We start from the raw sequence: 11,887 nt of genomic DNA, 5'->3' as shown, positions 1-11,887 counted from the left end.
CGACCGACTGCGCGGGCGGCTTCCACGCGCTGGTGGCGGACGCGGCCGTGGCCCGCCTGGCCGCGGAGCACGGCCTGACGGCCCGGCACGTGGCCCCCGGACCGCACGCCGCCGCGCTGGTCGGCCGGGCGGTGGGTGAGGCCGGTGGCGCCGGGGGTTCCCGTGGTGCCGAGGGCTCTCGTGGTGCCGGCGCCGCGGCGGCCCGCTTCCTCGACGACCTCGCCGACCGGATCGCCGTCGGTGCCGCCTCCGTCGTCGCCGTCCTCGATCCCGGCTGTGTGGTCCTGGGCGGCGAGATCGGGCAGGCGGGCGGTGCCGCGCTCGCCGCCCGTGTCGAGGAACGGCTGGTCAGGCTGTCACCGCTGCCCACCGAGGTGCGGGCGAGCGCACTGGGTGGCGACGCCGTGGTGCGCGGGGCCCTGCTGACCGCCCGGGACGCGGCCCAGGACGAGCTGTTCGGGGCGCCGCCGGGGGGACAGGGCCCCGGTGGAGACCCGGCGGCGGGGCAAGGGCCTTCGTCACCGCCGCCGGGTCGCTCTGAGGGGGCTGCCGCGATACACGATCGCCGACCCTAAAGGACTAGACCAAGTGGTCAACGGTACCGATCGGTTACTGAAGGAGATGCCGTGAGGCACCACGTCGCGCACCAAGAGGGCTCGCCGCCCTACCAGTTGGCCCGCTCCCCGGCTCGCGCGGAAGCCCGGTGGAGCGCTCTGTGAGCCACCCCACAGCACCTGCCCCGCTGGGCGCCGGGCAGGCGTGGCACACTGGGCCTGTACCTAAAGCAGCGCACTCCGGGGTCGGTGAAAGTCCGAACCGGCGGTTACAGTCCGCGACCCGGTCGCTTCCAGCGGCCGGTTGACCAGGCGAAATTCCTGGACCGACGGTTAAAGTCCGGATGGGAGGCAGTGCGCGGCGGGCGGGCATTCGTGCGCGTCGCCGTCTGTTTTCGGCCCACCCCTCGCGGGGGACGGGCCGTCCGCGGCGTCGCTCCCGGAGAGCCGCGGTCCGCTCATACCTGTCGTCTTCGACAGCCCCGGAGTCCGTTCCGAGCCCCATGAGGCAGGAGGACCCGGGAAGTGTTCACCGGAATCGTCGAAGAGCTGGGTGAGGTCACCGCCGTCGAGAATCTCGGCGACTCCTCCCGCTTCCGCCTGCGCGGTCCCGCCGTCACCCAGGACGCGCGGCACGGCGACTCCATCGCCGTCAACGGCGTCTGTCTCACCGTCGTGGAGCACGAGGGCGACGAGTTCACCGCCGACGTCATGGCGGAGACCCTGAACCGCTCGAGCCTCGGCGCCCTCACGGCCGGCTCCCGCGTCAACCTGGAACGCCCCACCGCCGTCGGCGCCCGCCTCGGCGGGCACATCGTGCAGGGCCACGTCGACGGCGTCGGGAAGATCCTGGACCGCGAGCCGTCCGAGCACTGGGAGATCGTGAAGATCTCGCTCCCCGCGGACCTCGCGCGCTACGTGGTCGACAAGGGCTCCATCACCGTCGACGGCATCAGCCTCACCGTCGTCGAGGCGTGCTCCGGCCACTTCACCGTCAGCCTCATCCCCACCACGCTCGCGCTCACCACGCTCGGGAACAAGCAGCGCGGCGATCTTGTCAATCTCGAGGTCGACATCATCGCCAAGTACGTCGAGCGGCTGCTCGCGGGGCAGGAGGCGGAGAAGTGAACTGGCTCAACTCCGAGGCCTTCGTGCTGTTCCACCAGCACATCAAGTGGTCGGACATGATCGGCAACGTGATCGGCCTGATCGGTCTCGCGCTCGGCTGGCGCCGCTCCCTGTGGAGCTGGCCCGTGCAGTTCCTCTCCGGCCTCATCCTCTTCGCGGCCTTCGCCACCGCCCACCTCTCCGGCAGCGCGGGCAAGCAGGTCGTCGTCATGCTCGTCGCCGCCTGGGGCTTCCGGCAGTGGAGCCGCGGCAGGGGACAGTCGGCGGACGGCTCCGTCGCCGTACGGTTCGCCACCTGGCACGAACGCGCCTGGCTCGCCGCCGCCGCCGCCCTCGGCACCCTCGCGGTCGGCAGCCTGTTCACGCTCTTCCCGCACCTGTCCTGGGACCCCTGGCCCGACGCGTACATCTTCGTCGGCACGGTCGTCGCGATGTACGCCCAGGCGCGCGGCATGGTCGAGTTCTGGTTCGCCTGGCTGCTCGTCGACCTCGTCGGCGTACCGCTGAACTTCGCCAACGGCTTCGCCTTCTCCGGATTCGTCTACGTCCTCTACGGCGCGCTCGTCCTGTGGGGCATGCGCGACTGGTGGCTGCGCTCCCGGCAGCCCGCCATGGAAGGAGTCCCCGCATGACCGCCCGAACGTCGCCCGCGCCGCCCCGTGACCACGCGACCGGCACCCGGTCCGAGGAACCCGCCGTCAAGCCGTCCATGCGGGTCCTCCACAGCACCGACAGCGTCGACGGCTTCACCCTCGACCCCGTCGAGCAGGCCGTCGCCGACATCGCGGCCGGCCGCCCCGTCGTGGTCGTCGACGACGAGGACCGGGAGAACGAGGGCGACCTCGTCATCGCCGCCGAGATGGCCACCCCGGAGATCGTCGCCTTCATGATGAGCGAGTGCCGGGGACTGATCTGCGCGCCCATGGAGGGCGACGAGCTGGACCGGCTGGAACTGCCGCAGATGGTCTCCGACAACAACGAGTCGATGAAGACCGCGTTCACCGTCTCCGTCGACGCCTCCGGCGCGCACGGCGTCACCACCGGCATCTCGGCGTCCGACCGCGCCACCACCCTCCAGCTGCTGGCGGGCGGCGCGGCGCAGCCGGCCGACTTCGTCCGCCCCGGCCACATCTTCCCGCTGCGCGCCCGCACCGGCGGCGTCCTGGTGCGCGACGGCCACACCGAGGCCGCCGTCGACCTCGCCCGGCTCGCCGGACTGCGCCCCGCCGGCGCCATCGTCGAGATCGCGGGCGAGGACGGGCGCATGCTGCGCCTGCCCGAGCTGATGCGGTTCGCCCGCAGGCACAGCCTGACGATCATCTCCATCGAGGATCTGATCGCCTACCGCCGCACCGCGGAGCCCACCGTCCGCCGCGAGGCGTGCACCCGGCTGCCCACCGCGTTCGGCGACTTCACCGCGTACGGCTACCGCTCCACCGTCGACGGCGTCGAGCACGTCGCCCTGGTCCACGGCGAGATCGGCGACGGCGAGGACGTCCTCGCCCGCGTCCACTCCGAGTGCCTGACCGGCGACGTCTTCCACTCCCTGCGCTGCGACTGCGGCCCCCAGCTCGGGACCTCGCTGGAGCGCATCGCCGCCGAGGGGCGGGGTGTGGTGGTCTACCTGCGCGGCCACGAGGGGCGCGGCATCGGCCTGCTGTCCAAGCTGCGCGCGTACGAACTCCAGGAGCACGGCCGCGACACCCTCGACGCCAACCTGGAGCTCGGCCTGCCCGCCGACGCCCGGGACTACGCCGCGGGCGCCCAGATCCTCAAGGACCTCGGCGTGCGCAGCCTGCGCCTGATGACCAACAACCCCGAGAAGACCGAGGCGCTCACCCGCCACGGCCTGGAGATCACCGGCCGGGAGCCGATGCCCGTCCAGGCGGGCGAGCACAACCTCCGCTACCTGCGCACCAAGCGGGACCGGATGGGGCACGACCTGCCCTGGCTGGACACCGGCACCGTGTCCACCTGCGGCAACCAGTGACAGCACGGCAAGCAGCGGAAGACCGAAAGGCTGAAGGAGAGACGTGAGCGGCAAGGGCGCACCCGAACTGTCCGTACGCAACTGCGGGGACCTGCGCGTCGCGGTCGTCGCGGCCCAGTGGCACGAGAAGGTCATGGACGGCCTCGTCGACGGGGCCCTGCGCGCCCTGGGCGAGCTGGGCATCGACGAGCCGACCCTGCTGAGGGTCCCCGGCAGCTTCGAGCTGCCCGTCGTCGCCAAGGTCCTCGCGGGCCGCGGCTACGACGCGATCGTCGCGCTCGGCGTGGTGATCCGCGGCGGTACCCCGCACTTCGACTACGTCTGCCAGGGCGTCACCCAGGGCCTCACCCAGGTCTCCGTGGACACCGGGGTGCCCATCGGCTTCGGCGTGCTGACCTGCGACACCGAGGAGCAGGCCCTGGACCGCGCGGGCATCGCCGGCTCCACCGAGGACAAGGGGCACGAAGCGGTGACCGCGGCCGTCGCCACCGCCGCCACGCTGCGTTCGGTATCCGAGCCCTGGCGCTGAGGCTCCCGCGGGTGCGCGTAGGGTGGTGGTCACCATGTCCAAGAAGACGTTCGAGGAGCTCTTCGACGAGCTCCAGCACAAGGCGACCCACGGCGATCCCGCCACCTCACGCACCGCCGAACTGGTGGGCAAGGGCGTCCATGCCATCGGCAAGAAGGTCGTCGAGGAGGCCGCCGAGGTCTGGATGGCCGCCGAGTACGAGGGCAAGGAAGCCGCCGCCGAGGAGATCTCCCAGCTGCTCTACCACGTCCAGGTGATGATGGTCGCGCGCGGGATCTCCCTCGACGACGTCTACGCCCACCTCTGAGCCGTACCTGTCCACCCGTATCCGTACCGCACCGAACGAAGGAAGCCCGCCCCATGCTGCGCATCGCCGTCCCCAACAAGGGTTCCCTCTCCGGCCCTGCGGCGGAGATGCTGCATGAGGCCGGCTACCAGCAGCGCCGCGAGTCCAAGGAACTGCGCATCGTCGACCCGGTGAACGAGGTCGAGTTCTTCTACCTCCGCCCCCGCGACATCGCGATCTACGTCTCCTCCGGCCGCCTCGACATCGGCATCACCGGCCGCGACCTGCTCATCGACTCCGGCGCCGACGCCGAGGAGATCCTCCCGCTCGGCTTCGCCCGCTCCACCTTCCGCTTCGCCACCAAGCCCGGCACGGCCAGCGGCGTCGAGGACCTGGCCGGCCGTACGGTCGCCACCTCCTACGAGGGCATCGTCGCCAGGCACCTCGCCGACCAGGGCGTCGACGCCTCTGTCGTCCACCTGGACGGCGCCGTGGAGACCGCCATCGAGCTGGGCGTCGCCGAGGTCATCGCCGACGTCGTGGAGACCGGCACCTCGCTGCGCAACGCAGGGCTCGAGGTCTTCGGCGAGCCCATCATGAAGTCCGAGGCCGTCGTCGTCCGCCGTACCGGCGCCGGCACCGACGAGCCCAAGGTGCAGCAGTTCCTGCGCCGCCTCCAGGGCGTCCTGGTGGCCCGGACGTACGTGATGATGGACTACGACTGCCGCGTCGAGCAGCTGGAGAAGGCCGTCGCCGTCACCCCGGGCCTGGAGTCCCCGACCGTCTCCCCGCTGCACAACGAGGGCTGGGTCGCCGTCCGCGCGATGGTCCCCTCACGGGAAGCCCAGCGGATCATGGACGACCTGTACGACCTCGGTGCCCGGGCCATCCTGACCACGGCCATCCACGCCTGCCGGCTCTGACGGCGCCGCCCGCCCCGTACGAGACCTGATCACTTCCCGAGGTTCGAGGAACCGTTCCCGATGTCGGATCTTCCCGCTCTCCCCGTCACGTTCCGACCGGGCCGCACCCGGGTCGTCCTGCTCGCCGCGGGTGTCGTGCTCTTCGCGGTGATCACGGCGGTGGCGCTGCTCCTGGAGCACCTCGGCCCGGGCGAGCGCCTCAGCTTCGTCCTCACCGCGGCGCTGCTCGGCGGGGTGCTGTTCCTGCTCGCCCGGCCCAAGGTCGTCGCCGACGAGTCCGGGATCACCGTCGTGAACATCACGAACAGCCGGCGCCTCGACTGGGCGGAGATCCTCCGGGTCAACCTCCGCTCCGGCGACCCCTGGGTCTACCTCGACCTCAGCGACGGCACCAGCCTGCCTGCGCTCGGCATCCAGCCGGGCCTCTCCCGGCAGCACGCGGTCGAGGACGCGCGGACGCTGCGGGCGCTCGCCGAGACCCGCGGCGCGGCCGACCGGCAGCCGCGGGAGGACTGAGCCGCGGCCGGGCCGCACCCCGGCCCCGGGCGAGTCGGGGCGCGTGCCCCTGCCGCGGGGGCCGTCGTCCTGACTAATCTGGTGCCGGAGGCGTGCCCGCGCGCCGCCGCCCCGGTCGTAGCCGTCTTCCGGTGCGCAGGGGTTCCCGCTACCCGAGGAGTGACACCCTCCGGCGATGGACGGACCGTCCTGCAGTACCTGCGCCGCCCCCGGTCGACCTGACACGGAACCGGTCCGTGCCCCGGACCGGGCGGCGGCACCATGACCACCTCGCTGCTGCTCCTCGGAGCGGCGTTCCTGCTGATCCTCGCCAACGGCTTCTTCGTGGCGGCCGAGTTCGGCCTGGTGACCGTCGAGCGGGCGGACGCGGACCGGGCCGCAGCCAGGGGCGACCGCCGGGCCCGCAGGGTGGTGGACGCCCTGGGGGAGCTGTCCTTCCAGCTCTCCGGCACCCAGCTCGGCATCACCCTCACCTCGCTCGTCGTCGGCATGCTGGCCGAACCGGCGCTCGCCCGGCTGCTGCACGGCCCGTTCACCGCGGCCGGCCTGCCGCGCGGCGCGGTGTCCGGCGCCACCGTGGCCGTCGGCATGCTGGCGGCCGCGGCCGTGCAGATGGTGATCGGGGAACTGGTGCCCAAGAACTGGGCGGTGTCCCGGCCGCTGCAGGTCGCGCGTCGCGTGGCCGGCCCGCAGTACGTCTTCTCCCGCCTCTTCCGGCCGGTGATCGCCGCGCTGAACGCGGTCGCCGACCGTTTCGTACGCGCCCTCGGCGTCGAACCCGCCGCGGCGCCCGCCTCCGCCCGCACCCCCGGCGAACTGGTCTCCCTCGCCCGGCACTCCGCCCGGGCCGGCGCGCTGGAGCAGGACACGGCGGAGCTGTTCGTCCGCACCCTGTCCCTGGCCGGGCTGACCGCGCAGGCCGTGATGACCCCGCGGGTGCGGGTGAGCGCGCTGCAGTCGTCGGCCACGGCCGAGGACGTCGTCAACCTGACCCGGGCCACCGGCCTGTCCCGCTTCCCCGTCTACCGGGAGCGCATCGACGACGTCGTCGGCATGGTCCACCTCAAGGACGCGCTCGCCGTCCCCGCACGGACCCGGCTGCGCACCCCGGTGGGCCGGATCGCGCGGCCCCCGCTGCTGGTCCCCGGCTCCCTGCCGGTCCGGGCGCTTCTGGCCCGGCTGCGCGGTGAACAGCCCATCGCGGTCGTGGTCGACGAGTACGGCGGCACCGCCGGGGTGGTGACCCTGGAGGACATCGTCGAGGAACTGGTCGGCGAGGTCCGTGACGAGCACGACGGGCACGACCTGCCCGCGCTCGCCCCCGCCCCGCCCGAGGACGGCCGGCCCGCGTGGGACGTGGACGGCGGCTGCCGCGTCGACGCCCTGCGGAGCGTGGGCCTGACCGTGCCCGAGGGACCGTACGACACCGTGGCGGGCCTCGTCGCCGACCTGCTGGACCGCATCCCGGCCCCGGGCGACCGGGCCGAACTCCCGGGCTGGCGGCTGTCGGTGCACCAGGTCGGGCACTACCGGGCGGAGCGGCTGCGACTGGTCCGGACGACCCTCGCGGAGGCCGCCCGATGAGCGTGCTGCGACTTCTGCTCGCGCTGCTGCTCGTGTTCGCCAACGGGTTCTTCGTCGGCGCGGAGTTCGCCCTGGTCTCCGTACGGCGCAGTCAGATCGAGCCCCTGGGGACCGCGCGGGCGCGGCAGGTGCTGTACGGGCTGGAGCGGTTGCCGCGGATGATGGCGGCGGCCCAGTTCGGCATCACCGTCTGCTCGCTGACGCTGGGCGCGGTCGCCGAGCCGGCCGTGGCGCGGCTGCTGGAGCCGGTCCTCGAGGTGATACGGCTGCCGCACGGCGTCGTCCACCCCCTGGGATACGTGATCGCGCTCGCGGTGGTCGTCTTCCTCCACCTCGTCGTCGGCGAGATGGTGCCGAAGAACCTGGCGCTGGCGGCGCCCGGGACGACGGCGCTCCGGCTGGGCCCGGGGCTCGTCGCGTTCGCGCGGGTGTGCGGGCCGGTGACGGTCGCCCTGGGCGCCTGCGCCCGCCTGGTGCTGCGGCTCTTCCGGGTCGAGCCCAAGGACGAGGTCGAGGCGGTCTACACCGGTGAACAGCTCAACCGCCTGGTGGCGGACGCGGGCCGGGCCGGCCTGCTGGACCCCGAGGAGCAGGAGCGCCTGGCGGACGCCCTGGGGCTCGGCTCCCGCCCGGTCGCGGACGTCCTGCTCGACCGGGAGGCGCTGGTCACGGTGGGGCCCTCGGTGACCCCCGCCCAGGTCGTGGAGCTCACCGCGCGCACGGGGTACTCCCGCTTCCCGGTGCTCACGGGGGACGGCGCCTTCACGGGCCGGTACCTGCACGTCAAGGACGTCCTCGACCTGGAGGAATCGGCCCACGCGGTCCCGCGGCAGGTCTGGCGCCCCATGACCACCCTCGGCGCGCAGCTCCCGCTGGACGACGCCCTCACCGTCATGCGCCGGGCGGCCGGCCACCTCGCCCAGGTGGCCGGCGCCGACGGCCGGATCGTGGGCCTGGTCGCCCTGGAGGACGTGCTGGAGATGCTGGTCGGAGAGGTCCACGACCCGGCGCACCGGCGCGTCCCGCCCGCCCGGACACCGCGACGGCTCGGCAGCACCGCCCCCGGGGAGGCGGCCCTGGCCGGCTGATCCTCACCGGGCGGCCGCCGGACCGACCCGCCGCCGGACCGAGCCGCCGCCGGACCGAGCGGCCGCAGCGGGCCGCCTCACATGGCCGGCGGGTCCTGCGGGGCCCGCCCGGACAGGACCTCCCCGTACGCCTGCATCAGGTCCGGCAGTCGCAGGGTCGACAGGTCGTCCCGCGTCAGGGTGCCCGGGTAGCCGGACAGCCGCAGGTCGCGGTACGCGCAGCTCTTCTCGTACAGCGTCCGCAGGAACCGCCCGTTGCCGAGCTCGTCGATCCAGCCCTGGTCCACGACGTGGCCGTTGATCGAGCGGAGCTCCTCCAGCGCCTCCTCGTCCCACACGTCGCCGTTCTCGGCGGCCAGCACCTCGCCGATGGAGGTGAGTTCGAGGGGACGGTAGGAGGGGAAGTCGACGCGGGTGGTGAACCGGGAGGACAGTCCCGGGTTGGCGGCGAGCAGGCGGTCCATGCCCTCCGGGTAGCCCGCCAGGATGACGACGAGGTGGTCGCGGTTGTCCTCGGCGCGCTTCAGCAGCACCTGCAGGGCCTCGTCGCCGTACGCGTCGCCCTTGCCGTAGCCGGAGTTGGACAGCGAGTACGCCTCGTCCACGAACAGCACGCCGTTGATGGCCGAGTCGATCAGCTCGTTGGCCTTCACCGCGGTCTGGCCCAGGTACTCGCCCACCAGGTCGGCCCGCTGCGCCTCCACCAGGTGGTCGCCGCCCAGCAGCCCCAGCGCGTAGAAGACGCGGCCGAGGATCCGGGCGACCGTCGTCTTGCCGGTGCCGGAGGGGCCCGAGAAGACGAAGTGGCGCTTGGGCGGCTGGACGGGCAGCCCCTGGCCCGCCCGCAGCCGTGCCATGTTCAGCTGTGCCGAGAGCGCCTTGACCTGGCGCTTCACCGGCTCCATGCCCACCATGCGCTCCAGTTGCGCGAGCGCCTCCTCCAGCAGGGCCGGGTCCGTGGGGCCCGCGGGCAGCGGGTGCACCGGCGTGACGGCGGCCTTCTCGCGCACCACGGTGTCGCCCGTCTCCGGCGGCAGACCGCCCGGCGGCGGGAAATCAGGTGCCGTCTTCAGGCCCCGCTCCTCGACCCCGAAGAGCGGATCGACACCGTCCGGCCCGTCCAGGAGGTCCGGCCCGCCCCCGCCGAGCGCGATCGCCGCGAGGTCGGCCGCCTCGTCGTACCCGTCCCCCTCACCGATCGCCGCGAGCCGGGCGGAGGTGTCCATGAAGGCCGGGTCGACCCGGTGCACGGCTCGGTACAGGGGCAGCGCCGCCGCGGACCGGCCGGTGCCCTCGTGCGCCCGGGCCAGCCAGTACCGCAGCTCCTTGCGCTGCGGCTGCTCGCTGCGGCAGCGCATCAGGGCGGCCGACAGCAACGGTTCGGCCTGCCCGTACATCTCCAGCCGGACCCGCGCCATGCCGCCGAACAGCCCGGCCTCGATGCCCAGCAGGGAATCGTCGATCAGCGGGTCGGTGTGCCGGGTCAGCTGCTCCCAGTCCTTGACGAGGTAGGCGCGGCAGGCGTGCAGGAAACGGACCTGGGGGTCGGTGTCGACGGGAGGAAGGCCCGCGAGCGCCCGGTCCAGCTCGGGGACGTGCCGGCCGTCCAGCCAGTGCGAGGCGTGCGCCAGCAGCAGGTCGCGCGGGCTCTCCAGGACCGGCTGCACCCACCAGCCGAGCCAGTACCAGGAGTTGAGGGTGCGCCGGTGCCGGGCGCGCTGTTCGCCGAACCGCTCCCGGTGCCGGAACATCCTGAGCAGCGCGGTGGTGGTGTCCACCCGCAGCGCGTGCAGCCCGAGCCAGCCGTCGGCCATCCCCGGATCCATCCGCACCGCGGTGCGGAACTCCTCCTCCGCCTGCGGATAGGCACCCATGGTGTAGGCGTCCACGCCTCGCACCCAGGCGAGGTCGGCGGGAGCCTCGGGGCCCCGCGTGCCGAAGTCCATCACGTCCCCCACAAACCGTGCCCCCGTCGGTATGCCATCGACTGCCGTGCAGCAGTGCCGTCGGCAGCCCTCGTCGAACCGCTGTGCCGCGGACGGGAGTTGCTGCGGTGCGTACGAGCCGCCGTCCGAAGGTCGCACCGAGGGCATCGTACCTGCGGGGCAGTCGCCCATCGAAGGGTGCCGCACGGCCCGTCTTGCGAGGTGGGAGCGGACGGTGCGCACTGCGCCCGGTGACCGAGCGTGAACGGAACGCGCCCTGGAGGGCGTCATGAAGGGGGATCGAGGGCAGAACGAAGCCCCCGATCACGGGGGAACAACCGGGGGCTTCGCGTCCGCGGCGGGCTCGAAAGTCCGCACATTGAGAACGTAAGTCCTGTACGGCCCCCCGGTCAAGCCGAGTCGGAGCACTGGAGGAAGTTCCGGCGCAAGGGTCTTCACGAGTTCAGCACACTGCGGACGGACCGTCACGGTGCGTGAGGAAGAGGGGGTCATCAGGAGTCCCGCCCGGTCCCGCGAGCACCTCGTACCCGTCGGGGAACTGCCGTACCAGGTGATCGGCGAACGGCCGGGAGGGGTCCTCGGCGAAGTGCCGGCGCTCGGCGGGGACCCAGCCCGCCCAGAAGTCCCGCTGCGCCTCACCGTCGCGTGCGCGCCCCCGCGCCCAGGCCTCACCCGCCGGCAGCTCCATCCACAGCAGCCGCGCCAGATGCGGCCGGAGCGCGCGCCGCCCCGCGCCGACCCCCTCGACGAGCACCACGGGCGCCGGGGGCAGCGTCCGCGCGGGGCCGAAGCCGCGCGCGTCCCAGTCGTACGGGAGGTAGCGCGCGCTCTCGCCGCGGCCGAACGGTTCGACCACCTGGGTCAGCAGCCGTCCGGTCCAGTCGAAGAGCCGCTCGTGGGTGGCGATGTCGTCGAGGTGGAGCAGGGGCGCGCCGCCGAGCGCGGCGGACAGCAGTCCGGCGAAGGTGGTCTTGCCCGAGCCCGCGTGTCCGTCGACGCCGATCAGACGGACCGGGCCGCAGGAGGGCGGCAGGCGGCGCAGTCGGGTGGCGAGCTGGTCGATGGCGGTTCCCGGAGGGCTGTGGAGGTCGGTGCGCTCGCGACTCTACTGCGGGGGCCGCCCGGCGCCGCCCCGAGGCCGCGGGTCGCGCCAGTGGTGAGGACCAATATTGGGAGGCGTGGCCGTGCGCGGGGTGCTGGCAGAAGTCGGGCCCGACCCTCCATAGTTGGCGCACAGCCGTCGCCCGAACCGCGCCTTCCGCCGGAACACTGGGGGTAACCCACCCATGAGCAAAGCTTCGCAGTTGTCCCGCAGAACCGTTCTTGCGGCGGCCGCGGCCGCC

General features: G+C 73.1%; 12 protein-coding genes and 1 riboswitch. Of the genes, 10 read left to right on the top strand and 2 right to left on the bottom strand.

Annotated elements, in window-relative coordinates; all coding sequences use genetic code 11:
- The 10 genes from UW392_RS29720 to UW392_RS29675 form a co-directional block, all read left to right on the top strand.
- Window positions 1-575, top strand: a 575-nt coding sequence (locus tag UW392_RS29720; RefSeq protein WP_320778234.1) for an ROK family protein, incomplete at its 5' end; no start/stop codon positions are given.
- A 210-nt stretch (window positions 576-785) separates the two neighbouring features.
- Window positions 786-916: riboswitch (FMN riboswitch) on the top strand.
- 163 nt (window positions 917-1,079) lie between these two features.
- Complete coding sequence (locus UW392_RS29715; protein ID WP_320778233.1) at window positions 1,080-1,682, top strand: riboflavin synthase; 603 nt, start codon at window positions 1,080-1,082, stop codon at window positions 1,680-1,682.
- Entirely contained in the window at window positions 1,679-2,314 is a 636-nt protein-coding gene (locus UW392_RS29710) for a nicotinamide mononucleotide transporter family protein (RefSeq protein WP_320778232.1), read from the top strand. Before UW392_RS29715 ends, UW392_RS29710 begins: the two co-directional genes overlap by 4 nt.
- A 77-nt stretch (window positions 2,315-2,391) precedes the next feature.
- The gene (locus UW392_RS29705) at window positions 2,392-3,672 is read left to right on the top strand and encodes a bifunctional 3,4-dihydroxy-2-butanone-4-phosphate synthase/GTP cyclohydrolase II (RefSeq protein WP_320778236.1); all 1,281 of its coding nucleotides are present in this window, start codon (window positions 2,392-2,394) and stop codon (window positions 3,670-3,672) included.
- A gap of 43 nt (window positions 3,673-3,715) precedes the next feature.
- Window positions 3,716-4,201: a 6,7-dimethyl-8-ribityllumazine synthase gene (ribH, locus tag UW392_RS29700; RefSeq protein ID WP_320778231.1), complete on the top strand. Its 486-nt coding sequence runs from the start codon at window positions 3,716-3,718 to the stop codon at window positions 4,199-4,201.
- A 34-nt stretch (window positions 4,202-4,235) separates the two neighbouring features.
- Entirely contained in the window at window positions 4,236-4,508 is a 273-nt protein-coding gene (locus tag UW392_RS29695) for a phosphoribosyl-ATP diphosphatase (protein WP_320778230.1), read from the top strand.
- Between the two features lie 53 nt (window positions 4,509-4,561).
- On the top strand, window positions 4,562-5,410 hold the full coding sequence (gene hisG / locus UW392_RS29690) for an ATP phosphoribosyltransferase (protein ID WP_320778229.1): 849 nt from the start codon (window positions 4,562-4,564) through the stop codon (window positions 5,408-5,410).
- Window positions 5,411-5,470: 60 nt separating this feature from the next.
- Window positions 5,471-5,926: a PH domain-containing protein gene (locus UW392_RS29685; RefSeq protein WP_320778228.1), complete on the top strand. Its 456-nt coding sequence runs from the start codon at window positions 5,471-5,473 to the stop codon at window positions 5,924-5,926.
- A gap of 261 nt (window positions 5,927-6,187) precedes the next feature.
- Entirely contained in the window at window positions 6,188-7,510 is a 1,323-nt protein-coding gene (locus UW392_RS29680) for a hemolysin family protein (RefSeq protein ID WP_320778227.1), read from the top strand.
- A complete protein-coding gene (locus tag UW392_RS29675; RefSeq protein ID WP_320778226.1) occupies window positions 7,507-8,598 on the top strand; it encodes a hemolysin family protein in 1,092 nt (363 codons plus the stop codon). The genes UW392_RS29680 and UW392_RS29675 overlap by 4 nt, the downstream gene beginning before the upstream one ends.
- A 77-nt stretch (window positions 8,599-8,675) precedes the next feature.
- Here UW392_RS29675 and UW392_RS29670 read toward each other — a convergent pair whose 3' ends face one another.
- Window positions 8,676-10,544 carry an AAA family ATPase gene (locus tag UW392_RS29670; RefSeq protein WP_320778225.1) on the bottom strand — a complete coding sequence of 623 codons (1,869 nt, stop codon included), beginning with the start codon at window positions 10,542-10,544 and terminating at the stop codon, window positions 8,676-8,678.
- A gap of 442 nt (window positions 10,545-10,986) precedes the next feature.
- A complete protein-coding gene (locus UW392_RS29665) occupies window positions 10,987-11,607 on the bottom strand; it encodes a hypothetical protein (protein WP_320778235.1) in 621 nt (206 codons plus the stop codon).
- Between the last annotated feature and the right edge of the window lie 280 nt (window positions 11,608-11,887).

The organism is Streptomyces sp. CRN 30 (assembly GCF_034105845.1).
Note: the sequence above shows the minus strand (reverse complement) of the source record. Positions and strands in the feature narration are given on the sequence as shown.